Here is a 24,778-nt window from a genome sequence, read left to right as displayed (position 1 = left end):
CGCCCCCCCCCGGCCGGGGGGGCGCCGCCCCCCCCCCCCCCCGCGGCCCGCCCCCCCCCCCCCCCCCCCCCCCCCCCGCCCGGGGGGGCCCCGGCCCCCCCCCCCCCCCGGCGGGCCCCCGCCCGTCTGCCTGTCTGTCTGTCTGTTGTCTGCACCTGCCGTCCGTGCCTGCCGTCCGTGCCTGCTGTCTGCGCCTGCGCGGGGCAGGAAGCGGGCCGCCCCGGGGCCGGCGGAGAGGGTGACGCTCTCCGCGGCCCCGGGGCGGCCCGCGTCCCGCTTCGGGTGTGCCGGCCGGTCAGGCCAGCGCCTCCAGCTTGGGCACGATCTCGGCCGGCGTGGGCAGCGTGGAGATCTCCTTGGCGATGAACTGGGTGCGCTCGGTGTAGCTGGGGTTGTCCAGCAGCTCCTTGCACGCGGCGGCGATCACCTCGCCCGGCTCCTTGTCGGGCTCCTGCGCCTTGGGCCACAGCGTCTTGCCGGCGCCGAAGTCGGTGAGGGCCTTGGCGATGGCCTCCCGGTGGTAGTTCGGCGGGAACTCCGGCGGGTTCTCCGGGATGACCAGCTGCGGCACCCCGTTGGCCATGAGCGTGGTGGCGGTGGTCGCCCCGCCGTGGTGGACCGCGAGGTCACAGGTGGCGGCGGTGGTGTCGATCGGGATCCAGCCCACGCGGGCGTCGCCCAGCTGGTCGCCGAAGCGCTCGGCGGCGCCGGGGGAGGCGGCGATGAGGACCTCGGCGTTGAGCTTGCCCAGCTCGCTCACCAGCAGCGGCATGGACCAGCCCGGGTCGCGGAACATCAGGCTGCGGAACCCGGAGGTGATGACCACACGCCGCTTGCCCTCGGGGCGGGTGTACATCCACTTCTCCAGCCGGCGCTGCGGGTTGGAGGGGATCCAGCGCATCGCCTGCGCGTCCGGGTCGCCCTGCGGGCGCAGCGAGGGCGGGGTGGAGTCGATGAGCAGGTCGGGCTTGAGCAGCCCGTCCACGCCCAGCTTCTCCAGCTCCGGGCGCAGTTCGGCCTCGGCGCCGGGGTCGATACCGGTGAGCGGGATGCCCAGGTACTCGACGTGACGCACGTAGGGGATCTTCAGGTGGGCGGCGAGCAGCATCGCCGCGTAGCTCTGCGAGCTGCCCACGACCAGGTCCGGGGTCCAGTCCTTCGCCAGCTCCAGCAGGGACTCCACCCCGGCCAGGCCCATCTGCGCGAAGCCGCGGCCCTGCCCGAACATCTCCTCGTCGCCGAGTTCACGGGGGAAGCGCAGGCCCTTGCCCGGGTTGCTGATCCGCATGAAGTGCCGGATCGGGTCGACCGTGTAGCAGAACGTGGGAAGGCCGATGGCCTCCGCGGTCTCCACCCACGGCTCGTGGGCGGCCAGTACGACCTGGTGGCCTGCATTTCGCGCGGCCGTCGCCAGGGGGGCAGAGGCATAGTAGGTGGCCTGGCTGCCCGTGGTGATGAACAGGATTTTCATGGCACTCCGGATGCTTTTCGTGGGACGCGGCCTAAAGCATTTGCGAACTGCATCGATGGTCCGCAGCGCGGGCTTTCTCTGTCAAACACCATCAATTGGCAAGGGTGTTCAATCGCGGATTTCGCGCAGTTGAACGGGGTATATCGCGGGCTGCGTTGCGCACTTCTTGCCCGCTGACCATCATGAGGTCCGTACGTGTGGCCAGGAAGCCTGCGAATAACGGATACCGAAAGTCGGTGGCTTGCATGAACAACCTGATCTACAACGCCCGGATGGCTCTGCGTGACGTGATGGAAGTGAACATCTACACGCAGGGAAACGACAAGGTGTTTCTGACCGTTTTCCCCGAGCTGGTCTGGGAGGGCACCGAAAAGACGCAGCCGGAAAAGGTCGTCCGCAACGTCATCGGCCGCCTGCACGACATGGACCTGGACGTCGAGGGCGGCGAGGCCGCCGTGAAGACCCTGCTGGACGCGGGGGCCGTGGAGATCGTCCGCAGGGCCGCCTGAGCTTCTGGGCGTTTTTCGAGGCCGCACAACGGCTTGGGCCGCCCCCTCTTCCGACGGCTCCCCACGTGCCCGCGACCGACCCGGCCGCGGGCACGTGCCGTGCGCTCAGTGATGCGAACCGGCGTGCTCCTGCCCGCTCGTGCCGTGCCCGCCGGTCTGCGCGTGGCCGGCCGGCGCGACGACCAGGGGCCGCACCATGTGCTGCTCGTGCTCCAGCATGTGGCAGTGGTGCACACCGCGCCCGACGACGGGGAAGTGCACGACGGCGGTGACGAGTTCACCCGGGGTGCCGTTCGGGCCCGGGGTGATCCGCCCGGCCGTGCCGACCCGGACCGTGTCCTTCCCACCCCGCTCGTGCGCCTCCAGGACGCCCGCGGAGCGGAACGTGACGGGCCGCGCGGTGCCGCGTACGACCCGGTCGAAGCCGGTGATGTCGACGTGGTCGCGGGAGAGCACCTGGAAGTGCGCGAGGTGGATGTGCATGGGGTGCGGGGAGGCGGCGAGGTTGAGGTACTTCCACACCTCCGTGCGGTGCTGGGCCGCGGTCAGGGTGCGGCCGTCGTCGTAGTCCATGGCGGTGCGGCGCAGGGTGGTCAGGGCGCCGTCGGCGTCCGCGACCTGGACGATCCCGGCCGCCGGGAAGGTGAGGCCGGCCGTCTCGTCGCCGGTGAGCTCCTCCATCTCCCACAGTTCGGGCACGTCCGCGGTGCCCGGCCCGACCAGCACCACCCACCGCACCGGCGCGCCGGCCGGCAGGTCCGCCGGGGTCAGCCGCCTGAAGCCGGGGGACAGGGTGCGGGGCGGTGCGTGCCGGGCGGAGCGGGCCCGGTCGGTGACGCGGAACTGCATGACGTCGGGCTCCAGCAGGTCGTCGCGGACGCTGGAGGCGCCGGGAGTCACCCCGTCCGCGGTGTTGACCAGCTTCAGGGTCCGCCCGGCGAACGCCCCGAAGTCGACCATCACGTCGGCGCGTTCACCCGCGGACAGGTTCAGCGCGCCCTCGACCGGCACCGGCGCGTCCAGCAGCCCGTGATCGGTGCCGATCACCTTCAGCGCGCCCGGCACGGGCACGCCGTCCGCCAGCAGCATCAGCCGGTACAGACGGGAGTTGGCGGCGTTGACGACCCGGAACCGGTACCAGCCCGGATCGACCTTCAGATACGGCCAGATCACCCCGTTGACCAGGGTGTAGGGCGCGGCGTGCACCCGCATCAGCCTGGTGCCGACCATCTCCACCTTGTGCACGAGGGAGCCGGTGAGCGCACCGGAGGCGTCCAGGGCGAAGTTGCGGTCGGCCAGGACCAGCGGCATCTCCCGCGCCCCGGACGGCAGATCGAGGTCCCGCTCGTCCGGATCGCGCAGGACGAACGCGCCCGCCAGACCCGCGTACACACTGAACCGGCTCACATGGTGGGTGTGGTCGTGGTACCAGAGCGTGGTGGCGGGCTGCTCGTTCGGGTACGCCGACAGCTGCACGTCACCGGGGGCCAGGAGGTTCTCCATCCAGCCGTCGTTGCCGCCGCCGGTGAGCATGCCGTGCAGATGCACCGCCGCCCACGGCTGAAGGCCGGCCACGCCCGCCACCTCGCGGCAGCCCTGGGTGCCGGGGTAGTTGGACAGCGGGTCGGGCGAGGGCCCGCCGGCCTGCCCGAAGTCGACCGCCCGCACCGGCAGGGTGCCGCTGAGCCGGTTCTCCCACGCCACCCGCAGCGGCCGGCCGCGCACCGCCTCGATCGTCGGCCCCGGGAAGGCGCCCTCGTACGTCCACATCCGCACCGGCGGCAGCTGCGAGTGCACGGTGACGTTCGCGGTGCGCATCCGCACGGTCAGCTCGTCGTACCCGCCCCTGCGCTCGGGGCGCAGCAGGGGCGGGCGGCGCAGCGCGTCGGTGAACTTCTCCAGCCGCAGCGCCGGCGCGGACGGTTCGGGACCGCCCGGCGCGGACGCGCCGGACGCCGTGTCGGACGCCGCGAAGACGGCCGACGCGGACACCAGCGCGCCCAGCGAGGCGACGGCACCGCCCCGCAGCAGCGCACGGCGGTGGATTCGGGGCGAGTCGGGTATGTCGCCAGAAGCAGTCTCCATGCGCCGGATGCTAGGCAACACCCCCTGCACAACCGCTCGAAGACCGCTCCACAGGCTCAAGGACCGCTCCAGACCCGCCCCCTCGGGGGCGGGGGCCGGTCAGGCGGCGGCCAGTTCGGCCTCCTCCGACTCGCTCTGCGTGTCGCGGCGCAGCAGCGCGGCGTAGTGGCCGTCGAGGGCGAGGAGTTCGTCGTGGGTGCCGCGTTCGGCGATCCGGCCGCGGTCCAGCACGATGATCTCGTCGGCGCCGCGGATCGTCGACAGCCGGTGCGCCACCGTGATGGTGGTACGGCCCTCGCTGGCGGCGTCGACGGCCTTCTGCACGGAGCGTTCGGTCTGGGTGTCCAGGGCGCTGGTGGCCTCGTCCAGGACCAGCACCGGCGGATCGCGCAGGATGGCGCGGGCGATGGCCAGACGCTGCTTCTCCCCGCCGGAGAAACGGTATCCGCGCTCACCGACGACCGTGTCGTAGCCGTCGGGCAGCGACATCAGGTAGTCGTGGATGTGGGCGACGCGGGCGGCCGCGACGAGCTCCTCGTCGCTGGCGCCGGGCTTGGCGAAGCGCAGGTTGTCGGCGACCGTCGCGTGGAAGAGGTAGGTCTCCTGCGAGACGACACCGACCGTCGCGGTGAGCGTGTCGAAGGACAGCTCCCGCACATCCACACCGTCGATGGTCACCGAGCCCGCGGTGGCGTCGTACAGCCGCGGGATCAGATAGCTCAGGGTCGTCTTGCCCGAGCCGGTCCCGCCGACCACCGCGAGACTGCGCCCGGCCGGCACCCGTACGTCGATGCCCTCCAGCGTCGCCCGCTCGGCGCCCGCGTAGGAGAACCCCACCCCGCGCAGGCGCACCTCGCCGCCGAGCCGGGCCGGCACCACCGCCGGGTGCTGTGGCTCGGCGACGTCGACGGGCATGTCCAGATACTCGAAGATCCGCCCGAACAGCTCCAGCGAACTCTGGATGTCCAGACCGATCGTCAGCAGCCGCTGCGCGGGCCGGAACAGGATCTGCTGGAGCGTCGCGAACGCCACCAGCTCACCGATCGAGATCGACATGTGCCCGCCGGTCGTGGTCAGCCCCGCCACCCAGTAGATCACCGCGGGCATCGCGGCCATCACGATCCAGATCGTCGACTGGTACCACAGGCCCGCCGTGCTGGCCCGCACCTCGATGTCGGTCAGCTTGCGCGACTGCGTCGCGAACGCGTCACTGAGCGAACGGGAGCGGCCCATGGTGTGGCCGAGCATGATGCCGCTGACCGACAGCGACTCCTGCACGTTGGACGACAGATCGGCGAACTGCCGCTGCCGCGCCCGGGTCAGCACCCGCAGCTCGTCACCGACATGCCGGCTCACCCACACGAAGCCCGGCAGGACCACCAGCGAGGCGAGGGTCAGGCGCCAGTCCAGCAGCGCCATCGCGGTCACCGTCGTCAGGACCGTCGTCACGTCGGAGACCAGCGCGGTCGCCGTCGTCGTCACGGTCACCTGCATACCGCCGATGTCGTTGGCGATCCGCGACTGCACCTCACCGGTGCGGGTGCGGGTGAAGAACGCCAGCGACATCCGCTGGAGATGCGCGTACACCGAGGTGCGCAGGTCGTGCATGACGAGCTGGCCGACCTTCGCCGACAGATACGTCTGCCACACGTTGAAGGAGCTGTTGACGACCGCGACCACCACCATGCCCAGCGCCAGCAGCGACAGCAGCCCGGTGCGGCCCTGCGGCAGCGCCGTGTCGATGATCTCGCGGATCAGGAACGGGTTGACGAGGGAGACCAGCGACGACCCCACCACGAGGAACGCCACGAAGAGCAGACTGCGGCGGTAGGGGCCGAACAGCTTGAGGATGCGGCGCTTGTGCACGGGGTGGTGAGCCGTGCCCGGCCCGGTGGTGGTCACCTGGGTCTCCTTATTCCTTGGGTCAGGTCCGTTCGAAGGGGCCCGGCGCGGCGGCTGCGGGCGGGGTGTCACACCTGCTCGGCCGGCACCGTCCAACGGCCCGGCTCCTCCAGCTCCTGCCGCTCCTCCAGCTCGTGCAGTGCCTGGAGGGCGTCCAGTTCGGCCAGCACCTCGTGCGGCACGGGCGGCAGGCACGGCGGCTGCCCGGTGGGCGGCAGCGCACAGCCCGCCCACTCCGTCCACGGGTGCGGGCTCTGCGTCCCGTACCAGGCGAAGCCCATCCACATCAGGCCCTCGCCCACACTCCTGCCGAGCGCCCGCAGCGGGCCGCCCTCGCGTTTGCGCATGTCCCTCTCCGTTTCCGCAACCCAGCCCACACATAAGGGGAGTTCACCGCCACCTTGAGCGACTCATCTCAAGAGGCAGCTGGTAATCCGTCGAGTCCCGCTGGAGCGGCGCACCGGCCGCACTCAACACCGCCACCGGCCGCCGGCCCGCCCGGCGCGCCCCGTCCAGCGCCGCCAGGCGCCGCCGGTCCAGCGGCGAGGCCCGGCGCTCCAGACGCGCCGCCAGCAGCCGCCCGGCCCGCTCCCGGGCACCGCCCGCGACCAGCGCGTACAGCAGGGTCTCCTCCACGACCTCCTGCTGCGCCCGGCTCGCCCCCACCCGCCCGACCACGGCCCGCAGCGGCTCCAGCCGCACGGCGGCCTGCTGCCAGCGCTGCTCCAGTACGGCCGTCAGCGCCTCGCACAGCGGGGCGATCACCCCCACCAGCAGCTCCTGCCCGCCGGCCACCGCCCACCGGTGCAGCCGGGCCAGCGCCGCCACGTCACCGGCCGCGGCGTGCGCCAGCGCACCGTGCAGCGCCGCGAACGGCGTGGGCGGGGTGTGCAGCCACTCGTCGGGGGCGGCCGCCAGCAGTTCGGCCACCGGCAGTTCACCGCTCCAGCTGCCCGTCATCCGGGCCCGCCACAGCAGCGACACCGAGTCCACCAGCAGCCGGCCCCCGCTCACCCGCGACGCGGTCAGTTCACGGTGGTAGCGGGCCAGAAGCGCGGGCAGGTCGTCGAGGGTCAGCTCGTGCAGGGCGGCGTGCCAGGACAGATGGGCGCGCTGCCCGCTGGTGTCGCCGTGCTCGTCCAGCCACCGCTCCAGCCAGGCCAGGCCCGCCCGGTGCTCGCCCGTCTCGTACAGGACGTGGGCGCGCGCGTGCACGGCGTGCCCGGCCGCCGGATACCCGTGCAGCGCCCGCACGGCCAGCTCCTCGGCCTCCTGCCAGCGCCCCTGCTCCTGGCGTACGAAGGCGAGCTGGCCCAGATACCACCAGTCGTCGCCGTAGAAGGGCGCGAGCCGTTCGACGAGCGCGCAGGACTCGTCGGTGCCGGTGATCCCGTTGAACGACACCGTGGGGACCGCGACGCCGACCGCGAGCGCGTCACGGGGATGGGCACCGACATGCTCCAGCAGGCCCGTCCGGCCCGCCGCTTCGGAGCCGGTCAGCCGGGTGTGCACCACGCCCACCCAGCCGCGTTCACGCGCGTCCGAGCGGGGAGCGGCCCGGCGGGCGGCGGCCAGCGCCGCCCCGGCCCGGTCGTGATCCCCCATGTCGCCGGCGAGCAGCGCGAGCGCCGCATGGCCGAGGGCGAACCCCGGATCGGCCCGCACGGCCTGCTCCAGCAGCTCCTGCGCGCAGGTGCGGCCCGCCAGGATCCGCTCCAGCGCCCCGTCGTACAGCCGGGCCGCCTCGCGCGTGGTGCTCAGCGCCAGCCCGTAGCGGTCCACCGGCCGTCCGCCGCGGCGGACGGGGGTGGTGAGCAGGGCGGTGGCGACGGCGGCGGCCTGGGCGCGGATCTCGGGCAGGGCGGTGGTCTCCAGCAGGTTCCCGCGCCGGGCCGCCCCGATCGTCCACAGCCCGCCCGCCCCGCCGGCGGCGGGCTGGAGGCGTCCGTCGTCGTCGGTGTCCAGTCCCAGCCCGGCCGGCCCGCACCGCGCGTACCCCTCGTCGAGGAGCCGCCGTACGAGAGGGTCGGTGCTGCGGCGCAGATCCGCCGGTGTGCCGGTGCAGTTGACGACCGCCGCGACCCGCAGGGTGCGCCCGCCGTCCACGTCGACCAGTACCGCGTCCCCGTCCGGTGCCGCCCGGGTCACCTGCCCGGTCCCGGTGCGCAGCAGGCCCGCCTCGCGCAGGGCGTGGAAGGCCGCCGCGGTGGCGGGCGCGATCCGGTGCCGGTGCACCTCCCACAGGCGCAGGTCCTCGGCCAGGAAACGGGCCCGGTCCGCGACCGGCAGCTGCCCCCACCAGCGGGCCGTGACCGGGCGCAGCCCGTCCATGCCGGGCCGCCAGTCGCCGCACTCGCGGCGGCTCGCGGCGAGATGGCGGCGCACCTGGCGGCGCAGCGCGTCCAGCCCGCACCCGGCGTCCAGGTCGGGCGCCGCGACCGGCTGGGCCGGCTGCGGCAGATGCGCGGCGGGGATCAGCCCGCTGCGGGACAGCGCGTGCACCACACGGCCCGGCCGGCCCAGCGCGATCGCCGCGTCGACCATGGTCAGCCCCGTCCCCACCAGCAGGACGTCGCCCTCGCCGCCGACTGTGTCCAGCGCGCCCGGCGCCCACGGGTCGGCCACCAGCCGCCCGGATCCGGCGAGTTCGGGCCCCGCCCAGTCCAGTGCGGGCGCCGGGCTGCCCAGCGCCAGCACCGCCGCGTCCGCCTCCACCGCGCCGCCGTCGGCCAGTTCCAGCACCCACCCCGTACTGCGCGGGCGGGCGGCGGTGACCCGGTCGTGCACCCGGTGGATCCGCGCGCCCGGGCCGGTGCCCGCGGCCCGGGCGACGACCTCGCCGAGATAGCGCCCGTAGACGGCGCGCGGCACGAAGTCGCCGGGCCCGACCGTGGGTTGCCGTGTGCGGAGCCAGTCGAGGAAGTGCGCGGGCTCGTCGGGGAAGGCACTCATCCGGCCCGCCGGCACGTTCAGCAGATGCCGCGGATCGGTGGTGCCGTAGGCGACGCCCGGCCCGGTCCGCGGCGAGGGGTCGATCAGCCACACCTGGACCCGGATGCCGAGCCGGTCGCCCTGGCGCAGCAGCTGGACGGCGGTCAGCGACCCGGCCGCACCGGCCCCGACCACCGCGACCCGCCGCATCACCCCCGCCCCCCGCCCGCACGCACCGCGGTCAGCGCCTCGCCCGCCATCCCGGCCGCCAGCGTCATCCCGTCGGCCGGGTCGATCAGCAGGAACGAGCCCGTACGCCGGTTGCCGGCGTAGTCGTCCAGGGCCAGCGGCTCGGCCGTGCGCAGCACCACCCGCCCGATGTCGTTGACCCGCAGCACCCCCTCACCCGGGCACCGCTCAAGGGAGTTGATGTCGATCCGGTACGAGATCTCCGCGACCCGCGCCCGCACGGTGCGGGTGGTGTGCTTGAGCAGCACCTGGTCACCCGCCGCCAGCTCCCGCTCGTGGAGATGGCACACGTGCGCCCGCACGTCCCGCGTGGACACCGGCCGCGCGTCACGGGCCGTGATCATGTCGCCGCGGGCGATGTCGAGGTCGTCGGCGAGGCGTACCGTCACCGACTGCCCGGCCCGTGCGAGGTCCCGCTCCACGCCCAGCACGTCGATGCCGGCCACCGTCGAGGACTGCCCGGAGGGCAGCACCGCCACCGGGTCCCCGACCCGCAGCACCCCGGACGCCAACTGGCCCGCGTAGCCGCGGTAGTCGCGGTACCGGGCGCTCTGCGGGCGGATCACGTACTGCACCGGGAAACGGGCCGGCTCACGGTCCGGGTCGCCGCCGACGGCGACGCTCTCCAGATGCTCCAGCAGGGTCGGCCCGCCGTACCAGTCCATGTGCGCGGACGCCTCGACCACGTTGTCGCCGGCCAGCGCCGACAGCGGCACCACCGTCACCTCCGCGCAGCCCAGCGACGCCGCATACGCGGTGAACTCCGCGGCGATCGCCGCGAACACGGACTCCTCGTAGCCGACGAGGTCCATCTTGTTCACCGCCAGCACCAGGTGCGGCACCCGCAGCAGGGCCGCGACGGCGGTGTGCCGGCGGGTCTGCTCGACCACCCCGTGCCGGGCGTCGACGAGGATCACCGTGAGCTCGGCCGTGGACGCGCCGGTGACCATGTTCCGCGTGTACTGCACGTGCCCGGGGGTGTCGGCGAGGACGAACCGCCGCCGGGGAGTGGCGAAGTAGCGGTGCGCGACGTCGATGGTGATGCCCTGCTCGCGCTCCGCGCGCAGCCCGTCGGTCAGCAGTGCCAGGTCCGGGCCCTCCTGGCCCCGGCTCGCGGAGGCCCGCTCCACGGCCTCCCACTGGTCGGCCAGCACCGACTTGGAATCGTGCAGCAGCCGGCCCACCAGCGTGGACTTGCCGTCGTCGACGGACCCGGCCGTCGCGAACCGCAGCAGCGCGGCAGGAGCGGCCCCGCCCGCCCCGGAGAACTCGGACACCTCGGACACTTCGGGAACAGTCGTCATGGCTAGAAGTACCCCTCACGCTTGCGGTCTTCCATCGCGGCCTCGGACAGCCGGTCGTCGGCCCGGGTCGCCCCGCGCTCGGTGAGCCGGGAGGCGGCGACCTCGGCGACGATGTCCGCGTTGCTCACGGCGTCGGAGTCCACCGCCCCCGTGCACGACATGTCACCCACCGTGCGGTAGCGGACCAGCCGCTTCTCCACCCGCTCGCCGGCCCGCGGGCCGCCCCACGACCCGGCCGTCAGCCACATCCCGTCCCGGGCGAACACCTCACGCCGGTGCGCGTAGTAGATCGGCGGAAGAGCGATGTCCTCGCGCGCGATGTACTGCCACACGTCCAGCTCGGTCCAGTTCGACAGCGGGAAGACCCGCACGTGCTCGCCCGGCGCGTGCCGGCCGTTGTACAGGTTCCACAGCTCGGGGCGCTGGCGGCGCGGGTCCCACGCGCCGAACTCGTCGCGCAGCGAGAACACCCGCTCCTTCGCGCGGGCCTTGTCCTCGTCGCGCCGGCCGCCGCCGAACACCGCGTCGAAGCGGTGCGCGCCGATCGCGTCCAGCAGCGGCACCGTCTGGAGCGGGTTGCGCAGCCCGTCGGGGCGCTCGCGCAGCCGGCCCGCGCCGATGAACTCGGGCACGGACGCCACGTGCAGCCGCAGCCCGTGCCGCTCGGCCACCAGGTCGCGGTGGGCCAGCACCTCGGGGAAGTTGTGCCCGGTGTCCACGTGCAGCAGCGCGAACGGCACCGGCGCCGGATGGAACGCCTTCAGCGCCAGATGCACCATCACCAGGGAGTCCTTGCCGCCCGAGAACAGGACGACGGGCCGCTCGAACTCCCCGGCCACCTCCCGCAGCACATGCACCGACTCCGCCTCCAGGGCGTCCAGGTGCGACAGCGCGAACGCCCGCTCCGGCGTACTCCTCGGCGTGCTCCTGGGTGTGTTGTGCGGTGTGCTGGCCGGGGCGGTGCCGGGTGTGGTGTCGGGTGCGGTATCCAGCACCTGGGTCGGACGGTGGTCAGCGGGTGTCATACCAGGCCCCTCTCGGTCAGGAAGGCGTGCAGGGCGGCCGCGGTGTCGGCCACCGTCCGGCCCTGCGTCGCGATACGCAGCTCCGGGTCGTGCGGCACCTCGTACGGGTCGTCCACGCCGGTCAGGCCGCGCAGTTCACCGGCGGCGTGGCGCGCGTACAGGCCCTTGACGTCCCGCGCGGAACACAGTTCGAGGGGCGTGGCGACATGGATCTCCGCGTAGCGGGTGCCGGCGGCCGTGTGCCGGGCGCGCACCGCCGCCCGCGAGACGGCGTAGGGGGCGATGACCGGGGCCAGCACGATCACCCCGTGGGCGGCGAGCTTCTGCGCGAGGAAACCGATCCGGGTCACCTGGGTGTGCCGGTCCTCGCGGCCGAAGCCCAGTTCGGGGGAGAGCGCCGCGCGGATCTCGTCACCGTCGAGGACCTCCACCGCGCGGCCCTGGGCGCGCAGCCGCCCGGCCAGCGCGCGGGCGAGGGTGCTCTTGCCGGCGCTGGGCAGCCCGGTCAGCCACACGGTGGCGCCGAGCCGGTGCCGGGCACCGGACGGCTGCGGGATGGCGGCGGTCGTCCCGGGGGCCAGGGCGGCAGCTGTGGTCATGTGGGCGCTCTCCTGATCGTGGAGTGACGGGAGGCAGACGGGGTGCCGGGCGGGGTGTCGGCGGGGTCGGGCGGGGTCAGGCGGCGTTGCGGGCGAGGACCTGGGCCGGGCCCTGGGCCGTGCTCTGCGCGGGATCCGGGGCGGGGTTGCGGGCGGGGTCCTCGGTGGTGGTGAACTCGGTGAGGGCGCGGCCCAGGACGTCCATGTCGATCCGGTGCCAGGACCCGGGCAGTTCCAGTGAGCGGCCGTGCAAGAAGGCGTCCGCGGTCGCCCGGGCCGCCGCGCGCAGCCACTCGCTGGTGTGGTCGCTGTTGAGGACCAGCGTCGGCGTGGCGCAGCCGGCGAGCCGGTCGGCGGGCACGGTGCAGTCGCCGCAGATCGCCAGGTCGTAGGCGAGGGTGTGGGCGTTGGCGGTGTTGATCCGCCAGATGGGGCCCTGGCGCCACTGGGCGACGGTGTCCGGGGTGAGGCCGAGGAAACTGCCCAGGTAGTACTCCACCGCCTCCTCGCGCCGGTTCTCCTCCATGAGGACCCGCAGCGTCTTGGCGACGTTCCACGGAGGCTTCGGGAACGCGCCGACCCGGTAGAACGGCTCGTGCAGGGCGAGCCTGCTGACCGGGGCGCCCGCCAGGACCGCCTCGACGGCGAGGTTCGCGCCGGAGGAGCCCGCGAACACCGCGGCCGAACCGCCGGCCGCCCCGATCACCGCCTCCAGGTCCTCGATCTCACGCGCGACGGCGTACACGGGGGAGTCGCCGCTCTCGCCGCGGCCCCGGCGGTCGTAGACGTACACCGTGCAGTGCGCCGTCAGTTCGGGCACCAGCGCGTCGAAGATGGTGTGGTCCCGGAACGAGCCGTTGAGCAGCACGATCGGCGGACCCTCACCCGCCTTCTCGTAGGCGATCGTTGTGCCGTCCCGGGAAACGACCTTGCGCATCACGCACTCCTCACGCCGAACGGAGGTGCTCTCACCTCCCCGCAGTGCGGCAAGCCTCCGGGGCTTCGCTGGACCACTGGTCGAGAACCGGTCGCAGGGTGCCTGGACTTCGCACGGCAACCACCGGTGCCGCCCCCGCCCCGGACCCGGCCCCGCCCACCCGGTCCCGGTCCCTTCACCCCGCCCGCCTCCGGGCGGGCCGGGGGGCGCCCGGAGGCGGGCGTACGGGGCCGATGCGGCCCAACAGGCCTGGCCCCGGCGGCTGTTGCCGCCCGGCCCGCACCCGCCCGCAGGCACCGTCGCACCCGCCGGCCCGCCCTGCCGCCGGCCCCTGCTGAACCGCCGCCGCGCCCTTCCCGGGCCGCCCGCACCAGCCGCCCACCAGCGCCACCACAGCGGCGCTCCACCCGTGGGGCCTGTCATCGCAGGGAGGACAACCAGGTCAGGTCAGGTCCGGCCCGTCAGCGGCGTGTCAGCCCGACGGCAGCGCCGACGGCGACAGCGGACCGGGCCCGCCCCGCCCTGCCGCCGATCACCGGGAGACGGACATGAGCAACCGGGTCGAACTCGGTGAAGTGCGTGCCGCCCTGCTGTCCCTGCCGGGCGTGGGCGACGCCGCCGTGCACACGGCCCGCCAGGCCCGCGGAGCCCTGCGGATCGTCGCCCACGTGGTGACCCGCACCCCGCCCGCCCAACTGCGCGCCGCACTGGAACCACGCCTTCCGCCCCACCTGATGCCGGCCCTCATCCACCGCGTGCCGCACATTCCCCGCCTCCCGGACGGCGCCCCGGACCACCGCGCCCTGGCGACCCTGACCGGCCGACCGGACGGCCTCCTGCCGGACGGCTCCGGAGTGGACGGCGCCGGAGTGGACGGCGCCGGGGCGGATGGCGCCGGAGTGGACGGCGCCGGAGTGGACGGCGCCGGAGCGGACGGCGCCGGAGCGGATGGCTCCGGAGTGGACGGTGCCGGAATGGATGGCGTCGAGGCGGACGCCGTCGGGACGGACGGCATCGGAACGGACGCCGTCGAGGCGGACGGTATCGGGGCGGACGCCGTCGAGGCGGACGGTATCGGGGCGGACGCCGAGGACACGCCGTACGGCGTCGGGGGAGCGGAGAACGCCTCCGGGGCCGGCACCCCGGGCGCCGAAGACGCCCCCCGCGCGCACATGGACGGCACGCATCCTCCGGCGCCCCCTGCCGGCTCCGCCCCCGCCCACCCGGCAGTGACCGCCGAGGACTTCGCCCGCAACCGGCCGCCCACCCTCGCCCTCACCCCCCACCAGCGCGACCTGCTCCGCGACGCGTTCGCCCACCCCGGCACCGGCCGCTATGTCGAGCAGCTGTTCTGGCGGTGGCGGGGCCCGCTGGACCTCGACCGCTTCACCACGGCCTGGCAGTCCGTGTTCGACCGCGAGACGGTACTGCGCGCCGCCTTCGACGGGGACTTCCACGAGGACACCCACGAAGACGCCGACACGGCCTACGGCACCGACGCGGACCCTGACGCAGCCTTCGACACGGACCCCGACGCCGCCTTCGACGCCGCCTTCGACGGGGACTTCTGCGACGACGGCGGCGGCCAGGGCCGCGAACCCCGCCTCGTACTCCACGAACACGTCAGGGCCGACATCGCCCGCCACCCGGCCTCCCAGGGCGTCGACTTCCAGGACCTGCTGCGCCACGACCGCCGCCGCGGCTTCGACCTGCGCTCCCCGGGCCTGCTGCGGGTGACCGTCGCCGACGAGCCCGGCAGCGCCCCCCGCGCCCGGATCCTGCTCACCTACCACCAGGTCCTGCTGGACGCCTGGAGCGTGTGGGTCCTGCTCCAGGAGTTCTACCGCGCCTACCTGTCCGGCGGCCCGCTGCCCGGCGGCGAGCGGCGCCCCGACATCCGGGACTACGCGCGCTGGCTCGCCGGCCAGGACACCGCGCCCGCCCGCGACTTCTGGTCCACGGCCGCCCCCGGCCCCGCCGCCCTGATCCGGCCCGGCAGCCCCGGCCCGGCCACCGGCCTGTCCGGCGCCGGGCGCGCCGAGGCCCGCCTGGACGCCGCCCAGCTGGAACGGCTGCGCGCGTGGGCGGCGTCCTGCACGGCCACCGAGTCCAGCGCCCTGCAAGCCGTATGGGCGCTGCTCCTCTACCGCGCGGGCGCGGCCCGCGCCCCCGCCCCGGTCGGGTTCGGCGTCACCGTCTCCGGGCGCGGTATCGCCCTGGACGCCGTCGAACGGCTGCCCGGCCTGCTGGCCAACTCCCAGCCCATGACCCTGCACGTCGACCCGGCCGCGCCCCTGGACGCCCTGCTGGCCGAACTGCGCGACCGGGCCCTGGACATGGCCGGATACGAATGGGCCTCGCTCGGCGAGATCCACCGGTGGAGCGGGCGCCGCCCCGGCGACGGACTCGTCGACAGCCTCATCGTCCTCGACAGCCACCACGGCTTCCCCCGCGGTTTCGACGACCAGCGCACGGCACTGGCCGCCGAGGGCATCGGCATCGGACCCGCCCGCAGCAGCGGCGTACAGAACGCGTTCCCGGTCACCCTGCTCGCCCGCCCCGCGGCCGGCGAGGGCCTCGTCCTGGTCGCGGTCCACGACCGTGCCCGCCTCGCCGACCCGGACGCCGCCCGGCTGGTGGGCCAGTGCGCCCGCCTGCTGCGCGAACTGCCGGACCTCAGGGCCCCGGCGACGGTCGCCGACGCGCTGGCCCTGCTCGCCGGCGAGCCACCGGTACACATCGCGCCCACCCCCGGACCGGACCGGGCCGGCGAACCCACCCGAGGAGACACCCGCTCATGAGCACCCCGCGCCGGCCCCCGAGACCCGCCACCAGCGCCGCGCCGCGCCCCACCACCCCGGTGGCGGGGGAGGCCCGGTGAGCCGGGAACACCTCCAGGTCTGTGTCGTGGGAGCGGGACCGCGCGGCCTGTCCGTCCTGGAACGCCTGTGCGCCAACCAGCGCGCCGCCCCCGCCGCCCCGGCGCTCACCGTCCACGTCGTGGACCCCTGCCCGCCCGGCGCCGGACAGGTCTGGCGCACCGACCAGTCACGGCTGCTGCTGATGAACACCGTCGCCTGCCAGGTGACCGTGTTCACCGACGACACCGTCGAGATGGACGGCCCCGTGGAGCCGGGCCCCAGCCTGTACGAGTGGGCGCGCACCGTCGTCCCCGCCGCACCGCCGGCCCGTTTCGACGCCGCCACCCGCGCCGAGGCCGCCGCCCTGGGCCCCGACGACTACCCCACCCGCGCCCTGTACGGCAGCTACCTCCGGGACGCCTACCGCCGCATCCGGGAACACGCCCCGCACGGCTGCCGCATCGTGGAACACCGCACCCGCGCCGTCGCCCTGCGCGACACCGGCGGTGCTCCCGGCGGCTCCCAGGTGGTGACCCTCGCCGACGGGACGCGGCTGCGCGCCCTGGACGCCGTCGTCCTGGCCCAGGGCCACCTGCCGCAACGGCCCGGCGGGCAGCAGGCGCGCTGGCTGCGGGCCGCCGCCCGGCACGGCCTGACCTACCTCACCCCCGCCAACCCCGCCGACCTCGACCTGGCGGACCTGCCGGCCGGGCAGCCGGTGCTGATGCGCGGGCTCGGGCTGAACTTCTTCGACCACATCGCCCTGCTCACCGCCGGCCGCGGCGGCACCTTCACCCGCCGCGCCGGCACGCTCGTCTACCGGCCCTCGGGCCGCGAACCGCGCATCGTCGCCGGCTCGCGGCGCGGAGTTCCCCACCACGCCCGCGGCGACAACGCCAAGGGCGCCCACGGCCGCCACGAGCCGCGCCTGCTCACCCCGGCCGTCCTCGACGCCCTGCGCCGCCGCCGGCAGGCCGGCCACCCGGTGGGCTTCGGCAGCGACCTGTGGCCGCTGATCCGGCTGGAGGTCGAGAGCGTCTACTACGAGACCCTGCTGCGCGCGTCGGGCCGCCCCCACGAGTGCGCCGGGTTCGTCGCCGCCTACCTGGCCGCCCCCGGCGCGCCGGTCCGCGCCCGCCTCCTGGACGCCCACTACATTCCCCCGGCCCTCAGATGGGACTGGGAGCGGGTCCAGCACCCCACCGCGGGCCGCCACTTCACCAGCCGGGCCGCCTTCCACGACTGGCTGTGCGCGCATCTGGCCCACGACGTGCGCGAGGCCCGCGCCGGCAACGTCGACGGCCCCCTCAAGGCCGCCCTGGACGTCCTGCGCGACCTGCGCAACGAGATACGCCTCGCCGTCGACCACGGCGGCCTGGACGGCGTCTCCCACCGCGACGAACTCACCGGCTGGTACACCCCGCTCAACGCCTATCTGTCCATCGGCCCGCCCGCCTCCCGCATCGAGGAACTGCACGCCCTGATCAACGCCGGCGTCGTCCGGCTCCTGGGCCCCGCCGCCCGCTTCACCCTCGACACCCGCGGCGAACACCCCGCGTTCACGGCCTACTCGCCCGCCGTGGACGGCCAACCCGTACGCGCCACGGCCCTGATCGAGGCGCGGCTGCCCGAACCCGACCTGCGCGCGAGCGCCGACCTGCTGCTGCGCGACCTGCTCACCACCGGCCAGGCCACGCCCTACCGCATCACCACCACCACCGGCGCCGGCCACGAGACCGGCGGCCTCGCCGTCACCCCCCGCCCCTACCGCACGATCGACGCGCGGGGCCGCGTCCACCCCCGCCGGTTCGCCTACGGGGTGCCCACCGAGTCCGTGCACTGGGTCACCGCGGCCGGCATCCGGCCCGGCGTCAACTCCGTCATCCTCGGCGACTCCGACGCCATCGCCCGCGCCCTGCTCCACCTGACCCCCGTCCACCCGCAAGCCCCCGCCCCCGCCCGCCCCGGCAACCTGCTGGAGCTGACACCGTGACCGCCCCCACCACCCGATCCGAGACGGCACCCCACCCCGCCCCGCCGACCGTGACAGCCCCCTCCGCCCCGCCGGCCGTGACAGCCCCCTCCGCCCCGCCGGCCGTGGCGGCTCCCTCCGGTCCGTCGGTCGTGGCGGCTCCCTCCGGTCCGTCGGCCGTGACAGTTCCCTCCGGTCCGTCCGGCGTGACAGTCACCTCCGGTCCGTCGGCCGTGACGGCTCCCTCCGGCCCGTCCGCCGAGGCAGACCGCACCGGCCTGTCCGCCGAGGCAGCTCACTCCGGCCCGTCCGGCGTGACAGCCCACTCCGGCCCGTCCGCCGTGGCAGACCGCGCCGGTCCGTCGGATGCGGCAGATGCGGCAGATACGGCAGAGCGCGCCGCCCTGCCCGAAGTGCCAGACCCCGCCACCCCGTTCGACGGTGGCCTGGACGCCGGGCTGTTCTCCCCGGTGCGGGCCGGCACCCCGGTGGAGGCGGCCGTCTGCGAGAGCGCCTGGCTCCAGGCGATGCTGGACGCCGAGGCGGCCCTCGCCCGCGCCCAGGCCCGTCTGGGCACCGTGCCGCCGGCCGCCGCCCGCGCCATCACCGACGCCGCCCGCGCCGAACACTTCGACCTGCGCGCCCTGGCCGTACAGGCCCGCGAGAGCGCCAACCCGGTCGTGGCGCTGGTCCGCGCCCTGACCGACCTGGTGGCCGCCCGCGACCCGCAGGCCGCCGAGTACGTCCACCGCGGCTCCACCAGCCAGGACATCCTCGACACCGCCACCATGCTGATGTGCCGGCGCGCCCTGGAGCTGATCGGGACGGACCTGCACCGCACCGCCGCCGCGCTCGCCGTCCTGGCCGACGGGCACCGCGAGACGGTGATGCCGGGCCGTACCCTCGCCCTGCACGCCGTGCCCACCACCTTCGGGCTGAAGGCCGCGGGCTGGCGCCGGCTCGTCCTGGACGCCGCCGCCCGTGTCGAGGCCGCCCGTACCGCGCTGCCGCTGTCCCTGGGCGGAGCGGCCGGAACCCTCGCCGGATACCTGGAGTTCGCCACTCCGGCCACGGCCACGGCCACGGCCACGGCCACGGCCACGGTCCCGGAAACCGCCCGCGCCGAGCCCCCGGCACCGTCGGGGTCCTACGCGCAGCGGCTCGTCGACGCCTTCGCCGCCGAGACCGGGCTGGCCCGCCCGGTCCTGCCCTGGCACGCGCTGCGCACCCCGGTCGCCGACACCGCGGCGGCCCTCGCGCTGACCACCGGCGCGCTGGGCAAACTCGCCGCCGACGTCCAGGTCCTGGCCCGTACCGAGATCGCCGAGGTCGCCGAACCCGCCGTAGCGGGACGCGGTTCGTCCTCGGCGATGCCCCACAAACGCAACCCCGTGCTGTCCACGCTGATCCGCAGCGCCGCCCTCCAGGTGCCGCTGCTGACGGCGGGGCTGACGCAGTGTCTGATCGCCGAGGACGAACGCTCGGCCGGGGTGTGGCACGCGGAGTGGCTGCCGCTGCGCGAGGCGCTGCGGCTGGCCGGCGGCGCCGCCCACACCGCCGCCGAACTCGCCGGGGGACTGACCCCCGACCCCGGGCGCATGCTGCACAACCTCGGTCTGACCGGCAGCCAGGTCGCCAGTGAACGCCTCGCCGCCCTGCTCACCCCGCACCTGGGCCGTACCCGCGCGAAGGAACTGCTCGCCCACGCCTCGGAGGAAGCCGGCCGCAAGCGCGTCCCGCTGGCCCGGGTCCTGGCCGCCCTGCCCGAAGTGACGGCCTGTCACACCCCCGGGGAACTGGACCGCCTCCTGGACCCCGTCACCTACACCGGCGCAGCCGCCGCCCTGACCACCGCCTCCCTCACCGCACCCGAACCGGGCCCCCTCACCGCACCCGAACCGGGCCCCCTCACCCGGCCGGGACCGTCCACACGTGGCTGATTCGAGCCGCCCTCCAGGCACGTCGGCGAGGCTCAAAGACAGCCATAACGGCTCACCCCCATGCGGCGGCGGAGGAGGTACGACACCCGTGCGCGACGACCGTCCGATCACGCTGTACTGCTTCGCCCACGCGGGTGCCGGCGTGTCCGCCTACACCCCGTGGCGCACCCGCACCGGCCGCGGCGTACGTATCGTGCCGGTCGCCCTGCCCGGACGCAGCAGCCGCACACCACGCCCCACCACACGCGCCGCGCTCCTGGACGCACTGCTGGCCCCGCTCGCCGACGAGGTCGCCGACCACCGCCCCTACGCCCTGTACGGGCACAGCCTGGGCGGCATCGTCGCCCACACCCTCGCCCGCGCGCTGGCCGCCCGCGCCCTGCCCGCCCCCGCCTTCCTCGCCGTCGGCGCGAGCCCCGCCCCCCACACCCTGACCCTGCGCACCACCACCGGCACGGGTGCCGACGACCACGTTCTGCGGTTCGTCGCCGACCTCGGCGCCGCCCCCGAAGGCGTCCTGGCCGCCCCCGGCAGCCTGTGGCACCGCACCGTCCTGCCGGTCCTGCGCGACGACCTCGCGCTCGCCGCCGCCCTGCGCGAGGCGGCCCTCGCCGACGAGGCGAGCGCCGCCCCGCTCACCGTGCCCGTCCTGGCCGTCGGCGGACAGGACGATCCGGTCGTCCCCGCCGCCGCCCTGGACGGCTGGTCCCGCTGGACCACCGGCCGGCTGGTGCGCCGCACCGTCCCCGGCGACCACTTCTTCGTCCGCGGCCCGCACGCACCCCGGCTCATCGGGCGCGCCTGCCGGGTGGCACGACGCATGCAGTTCACACCTGGGCTCATACCTGGAGGACAACAGTGAGGGACAACCGATGAGGCGGGTCGTCATCACCGGCATCGGGGTCGTGGCCCCCGGCGGCGTCGGTACCCGGGCCTTCTGGGACACGCTGACCGCGGGCCGCACCGCCACACGCGGCATCACCCTGTTCGACGCGTCCTCGTTCCGCTCGCGCATCGCCGCCGAAGCGGACTTCGACCCCGCCGCACACGGATTCACGCCCGCCGAGGCCGCCCGCCTCGACCGCGCCGCCCAGTTCGCCCTCGTCAGCGCCCGCGAGGCCGTCGAGGACAGCGGACTGACCGGCACACTCGACCCCGTCCGCACCGGCGTCACCCTCGGCAGCGCCGTGGGCTGCACGACCGGCCTGGACAACGAGTACGGGGTGGTCAGTGAGAACGGCAGCACCTGGGAGGTCGACCACACCCGCGCGGTGGCGCATCTCTTCGACTACTTCGTGCCCAGCTCGATGGCGGCCGAGGTCGCCGCCGCCGTCGGCGCCCACGGCCCGGTCTCCCTGGTCTCCACCGGCTGCACCTCCGGCCTGGACTCCATCGGCCACGCCGTCGACCTGATCCGCGAGGGCAGCACCGACGTCATGGTCACCGGCGCCACCGAGGCACCCATCTCGCCGATCACCGTCGCCTGCTTCGACGCCATCAAGGCCACCAGCAACCGCAACGACGAACCGGCCACCGCCTCACGCCCCTTCGACCGCTCCCGCAACGGCTTCGTCCTGGGCGAGGGAGCGGCCGTGCTGGTCCTGGAGGAACTCGGCCACGCCCGGCGCCGCGGCGCCCACATCTACGCCGAGATCGCCGGGTTCGCCGGCCGCAGCAACGCCTACCACATGACCGGCCTCAAGTCCGACGGCGCGGAGATGGCCGAGGCGATCCGCGCGGCGCTGGACGAGGCCCGCCTGGACGCCACCGCCGTCGACTACATCAACGCCCACGGCTCCGGCACCAAGCAGAACGACCGCCACGAGACCGCCGCGTTCAAGCGCAGCCTGGGCGAGCACGCCTACCGGGTGCCGGTCAGCTCCATCAAGTCCATGATCGGCCACTCGCTCGGCGCGATCGGCTCCCTGGAGATCGCCGCCAGCGCCCTGGCCATCGAGCACCACACCGTGCCGCCCACGGCGAACCTGCACGACGCGGACCCCGCCTGCGACCTCGACTACACCCCGCTGACCGCACGCGAGCAGCGCACCGACACCGTGCTCAGCGTCGGCAGCGGCTTCGGCGGCTTCCAGAGCGCCATGGTCCTGACCCGGCCGCGACTGAAGGAGACGACGGTATGACCACCGCCACCCTGGCCCGTCCCGCCGCCCGGCCGGACCGTCCCGCATCCGCCGCGACCGTCGTCACCGGCATCGGCGTCACCGCCCCCAACGGGCTGGGCACCGAGGCCTGGTGGGCGGCGACCCTGCGCGGCGAGAGCGGCATCGGCCCCATCACCCGCTTCGACGCCTCCCGCTACCCGGTGCGGATCGCCGGCGAGATCGCCGGCTTCGTCGACGAGGACCACCTGCCCCACCGGCTCCTCACCCAGACCGACCGTGTCACCCGGCTCTCCCTGACCGCGGCCAAGGAAGCCCTCGACGACTGCGGCACCGACCCCGCCGACCTGCCCGACTACGGCGCCGGCGTCGTCACCGCCTCCTCCGCCGGCGGCTTCGAGTTCGGCCAGCGCGAACTCCAGGCCCTGTGGTCCAAGGGCGGCGCCCACGTCAGCGCGTACCAGTCCTTCGCCTGGTTCTACGCCGTCAACACCGGCCAGATCTCCATCCGGCACGCCCTGCGCGGCTCCAGCGGCGTCGTCGTCACCGAACAGGCCGGCGGCCTCGACGCCGTCGCCCACGCGCGGCGCCAGATCCGCAAGGGCGCGGCGCTGATGGTCACCGGCGGCGTCGACTCCGCGCTGTGTCCGTGGGGATGGGCCGCCCACCTGGCCGCCGACGAGCTGAGCCCGGTGGCCGACCCGGCCCGCGCCTACCTCCCCTTCGCCGCCGACGCGAGCGGCCATGTCGTCGGCGAGGGCGGCGCCCTGTTCATCCTGGAGAACGCCACCGCCCGCAACCGCGACGCCCGCGTCTACGGCGAGTTCGCCGGCTACGCCGCCACCTTCGACGGCCCCGGTGCTCCCCGTCTGGCCGACGCGGCCCGCCTCGCGCTCGCCGACGCCCGGCTGCGCCCGGACCAGATCGACGTCGTCTTCGCCGACGCCGCCGGCACCCGCACCGCGGACCGCACCGAGGCCGAGGCGCTGGCGGCCCTGTTCGGGCCGCGCGGTGTCCCGGTCACCGCCCCGAAGACCATGACCGGCCGCCTCCTGGCCGGCGGCGCCTCCCTGGACCTGGCCGCCGCCCTGCTCACCCTGCGCGACCAGATCATCCCCCCGACGACCGGCACCACGACCCCCGCCGAGGACTGCCCCGTCGACCTGGTCACCACCCCCCGCGACACCCGCGTCCGCCACGCCCTGGTCCTGGCCCGCGGCCGCGGCGGCTTCAACTCGGCAGCCGTAGTGAGCGCCTGCTGACAGGACCGACCCCGCGACAGGGCCTCCCGGGAACACCGGGAGGCCCTGTCGCCGGAAGCTCTCGTCACAGCGGCAGATCATCGGGCAGGACCCGGAATGCCTTGTGCCGGCCCAGGGGCCGTACGGCACGGAAGTCGCGCCGGTCGACGGTGAGGATCGCGTCGGTGTCGTAGTCCGCTGCCAGCGCCACGTTCACCGCGTCCGCAAGGTCCAGATTCAGGGCGCGGTAGCGGACACGCACGGACTGGGCCGCACTCAGGTGGTCCTCGGTGATCTCCGGCAGGACGACCCGGCCCCGGCTCATCCAGCGGCGGAGGTCGTCGACCGCGCTGACGGCCGCCGCTCGCCCGAGCTCACGCGTGGCCACATGATCGAGTTCCGCCAGCAAGAGCGGGGACATGATCAAGAGTCCGGCAGACATGATCGTTTCATTGGCCGTTCCGTGCTCCGGGTGCGTGGAGTCGAGGGCGGCCAGGAGGCCGGATGTGTCCGCGATGACGATGATCACGCGGTGGATCCGGAGTCCGCCTCGCGGCGGACCGCGTCGGCGACCGCGTCACGGACCTCGCTCTTCGACGGCGTACGACCCGGGCCTTCAAAGGTCCGCGAGAACAGCGGCTCGTCCCAGACCCGGTTCGCCATCGCCGCGAGATGAATCCCCTGGCGGATGATCTCGGCTTCGCTTATGCCCCGCCGCTTGGCAGCCTCCTTGATGATCGCCAGGTCCTCGGGATCGGCATAGACGTTCGTGCGTTTCATGGACATGTACCAATGATGGGTCATGTACTAAGTGGGTGTACGTCATGTCCGGGCGTCGAGCATCCCGGAGCCACGACACCCGGACTGCGTCGCGGCCCCACTCACCATCGGCATTCAGAAGTCACCGGACCGGCCCTGGCCCGCGGCGGCTTCGACTCGGCGGCCGTACCCAGCACCTGCTGGCACCCCTCAGGGGCGTGACCGAACACGCCCGCAGGCGTTGGTCCCGATATGCGAAAGATCATCACAGGCGCCCTGCTGGCCACCGCCGTCCTCGCCCCCACCACCCCCGCCGTGGCCGACAACGACAGCAACTTCGGCAGCGGCGTCAACGCCGCGAACAACTGGAACTTCACCGCGGCCGCGGTCTGCCTCCAGGAAGTCGCCGTGGTACCCGTCCTGGGCGACTGGGTGGGCAACCATGTCAACAACTGCTCCAACGGCAACGTCATCGACCACACCACCGCCGCGGTCCGCTCCCTGACAACCGGCTGACCCCCGCCCCGTCCGCCGACGGGACTCAATTCGCGTGCCCGCACCCGGGACGGCGGCTACGGTGAGGGATGTCCAGGTGCGAAGGCAACGGGTACTTCGACTGTTAATCGAGTGGCCGCAGGTTCGAGTCCTGTCACCGGCTTCCATGCCGGTGTAGCTCAGGGGTTAGAGCACTTTGTGCCGTCGCCGACCTGAACTCTGGACACCTTTCTGACCCCGGCGTCACCGCGCCGGGGTTGCCGGAAGGCCCGCCCGCCAAGGCGCCCCGCCACCTGCGCGGCGCCAGGGACCCCTTCCGCTTCCGCCGGTCCGAGAACCGAGCCGCCCTCCATCCGCACGTCAGGCCTGCGGTTGTCC

Annotated in this window: 19 protein-coding genes; 8 read left to right on the top strand and 11 right to left on the bottom strand. The window is 74.4% G+C overall.

Annotation, left to right across the window (positions count from 1 at the left end; translation table 11 throughout):
* Nucleotides 1-295: 295 nt before the first annotated feature.
* Nucleotides 296-1,471, bottom strand: a complete 1,176-nt coding sequence (locus ACIQAC_RS35340) for a glycosyltransferase (RefSeq protein ID WP_402198584.1) — start codon at nt 1,469-1,471, stop codon at nt 296-298.
* Nucleotides 1,472-1,716: 245 nt separating this feature from the next.
* Between ACIQAC_RS35340 and ACIQAC_RS35335 the strand changes: the two genes are divergently transcribed.
* A complete protein-coding gene (locus ACIQAC_RS35335; RefSeq protein ID WP_402198582.1) occupies nt 1,717-1,980 on the top strand; it encodes a hypothetical protein in 264 nt (87 codons plus the stop codon).
* 105 nt (nt 1,981-2,085) lie between these two features.
* Here ACIQAC_RS35335 and ACIQAC_RS35330 read toward each other — a convergent pair whose 3' ends face one another.
* From ACIQAC_RS35330 to ACIQAC_RS35295, 8 genes are all read right to left on the bottom strand, one after another.
* Complete coding sequence (locus tag ACIQAC_RS35330; RefSeq protein WP_402198580.1) at nt 2,086-4,065, bottom strand: multicopper oxidase family protein; 1,980 nt, start codon at nt 4,063-4,065, stop codon at nt 2,086-2,088.
* 99 nt (nt 4,066-4,164) lie between these two features.
* Nucleotides 4,165-5,967: an ABC transporter ATP-binding protein gene (locus ACIQAC_RS35325; protein ID WP_402198578.1), complete on the bottom strand. Its 1,803-nt coding sequence runs from the start codon at nt 5,965-5,967 to the stop codon at nt 4,165-4,167.
* A 68-nt stretch (nt 5,968-6,035) separates the two neighbouring features.
* Nucleotides 6,036-6,314 (bottom strand): hypothetical protein, encoded by a 279-nt coding sequence (locus tag ACIQAC_RS35320; protein WP_402198576.1) that lies wholly within the window; start codon nt 6,312-6,314, stop codon nt 6,036-6,038.
* 43 nt (nt 6,315-6,357) lie between these two features.
* Nucleotides 6,358-9,108 (bottom strand): FAD/NAD(P)-binding protein, encoded by a 2,751-nt coding sequence (locus ACIQAC_RS35315; protein ID WP_402198575.1) that lies wholly within the window; start codon nt 9,106-9,108, stop codon nt 6,358-6,360.
* Complete coding sequence (locus ACIQAC_RS35310; RefSeq protein ID WP_402198573.1) at nt 9,108-10,451, bottom strand: sulfate adenylyltransferase subunit 1; 1,344 nt, start codon at nt 10,449-10,451, stop codon at nt 9,108-9,110. The genes ACIQAC_RS35315 and ACIQAC_RS35310 overlap by 1 nt, the downstream gene beginning before the upstream one ends.
* Nucleotides 10,452-10,453: 2 nt before the next feature.
* Entirely contained in the window at nt 10,454-11,476 is a 1,023-nt protein-coding gene (cysD, locus tag ACIQAC_RS35305; RefSeq protein ID WP_402198570.1) for a sulfate adenylyltransferase subunit CysD, read from the bottom strand.
* A complete protein-coding gene (gene cysC, locus ACIQAC_RS35300; protein WP_402198568.1) occupies nt 11,473-12,075 on the bottom strand; it encodes an adenylyl-sulfate kinase in 603 nt (200 codons plus the stop codon). The genes cysD and cysC overlap by 4 nt, the downstream gene beginning before the upstream one ends.
* Before the next feature lie 76 nt (nt 12,076-12,151).
* A complete protein-coding gene (locus ACIQAC_RS35295) occupies nt 12,152-13,012 on the bottom strand; it encodes an alpha/beta fold hydrolase (protein WP_402198567.1) in 861 nt (286 codons plus the stop codon).
* A 548-nt stretch (nt 13,013-13,560) separates the two neighbouring features.
* Between ACIQAC_RS35295 and ACIQAC_RS35290 the strand changes: the two genes are divergently transcribed.
* From ACIQAC_RS35290 to ACIQAC_RS35265, 6 genes are all read left to right on the top strand, one after another.
* Nucleotides 13,561-15,813: a condensation domain-containing protein gene (locus ACIQAC_RS35290; protein ID WP_402198564.1), complete on the top strand. Its 2,253-nt coding sequence runs from the start codon at nt 13,561-13,563 to the stop codon at nt 15,811-15,813.
* A gap of 76 nt (nt 15,814-15,889) precedes the next feature.
* Entirely contained in the window at nt 15,890-17,866 is a 1,977-nt protein-coding gene (locus ACIQAC_RS35285) for an FAD/NAD(P)-binding protein (protein ID WP_402198561.1), read from the top strand.
* 392 nt (nt 17,867-18,258) lie between these two features.
* The gene (locus ACIQAC_RS35280) at nt 18,259-19,785 is read left to right on the top strand and encodes a lyase family protein (RefSeq protein ID WP_402198559.1); all 1,527 of its coding nucleotides are present in this window, start codon (nt 18,259-18,261) and stop codon (nt 19,783-19,785) included.
* An 88-nt stretch (nt 19,786-19,873) separates the two neighbouring features.
* Nucleotides 19,874-20,647: a thioesterase II family protein gene (locus ACIQAC_RS35275; RefSeq protein WP_402198556.1), complete on the top strand. Its 774-nt coding sequence runs from the start codon at nt 19,874-19,876 to the stop codon at nt 20,645-20,647.
* 10 nt (nt 20,648-20,657) lie between these two features.
* Nucleotides 20,658-21,926, top strand: a complete 1,269-nt coding sequence (locus ACIQAC_RS35270; RefSeq protein WP_402198554.1) for a beta-ketoacyl-[acyl-carrier-protein] synthase family protein — start codon at nt 20,658-20,660, stop codon at nt 21,924-21,926.
* Nucleotides 21,923-23,167 carry a ketosynthase chain-length factor gene (locus ACIQAC_RS35265; RefSeq protein ID WP_402198552.1) on the top strand — a complete coding sequence of 415 codons (1,245 nt, stop codon included), beginning with the start codon at nt 21,923-21,925 and terminating at the stop codon, nt 23,165-23,167. The genes ACIQAC_RS35270 and ACIQAC_RS35265 overlap by 4 nt, the downstream gene beginning before the upstream one ends.
* A gap of 64 nt (nt 23,168-23,231) precedes the next feature.
* Here ACIQAC_RS35265 and ACIQAC_RS35260 read toward each other — a convergent pair whose 3' ends face one another.
* Both ACIQAC_RS35260 and ACIQAC_RS35255 read right to left on the bottom strand, forming a co-directional pair.
* On the bottom strand, nt 23,232-23,675 hold the full coding sequence (locus ACIQAC_RS35260; protein ID WP_402198551.1) for a PIN domain-containing protein: 444 nt from the start codon (nt 23,673-23,675) through the stop codon (nt 23,232-23,234).
* Nucleotides 23,672-23,932 (bottom strand): CopG family transcriptional regulator, encoded by a 261-nt coding sequence (locus ACIQAC_RS35255; RefSeq protein WP_402198549.1) that lies wholly within the window; start codon nt 23,930-23,932, stop codon nt 23,672-23,674. The genes ACIQAC_RS35260 and ACIQAC_RS35255 overlap by 4 nt, the downstream gene beginning before the upstream one ends.
* A gap of 225 nt (nt 23,933-24,157) precedes the next feature.
* Between ACIQAC_RS35255 and ACIQAC_RS35250 the strand changes: the two genes are divergently transcribed.
* On the top strand, nt 24,158-24,421 hold the full coding sequence (locus ACIQAC_RS35250) for a hypothetical protein (RefSeq protein ID WP_402198547.1): 264 nt from the start codon (nt 24,158-24,160) through the stop codon (nt 24,419-24,421).
* The last annotated feature ends 357 nt before the right edge of the window (nt 24,422-24,778 follow it).

It is taken from the genome of Streptomyces sp. NPDC088387, from assembly GCF_044753385.1.
Taxonomy (GTDB): Bacteria; Actinomycetota; Actinomycetes; order Streptomycetales; family Streptomycetaceae; genus Streptomyces.
This window is presented reverse-complemented; position numbering and strand designations above follow the sequence as displayed.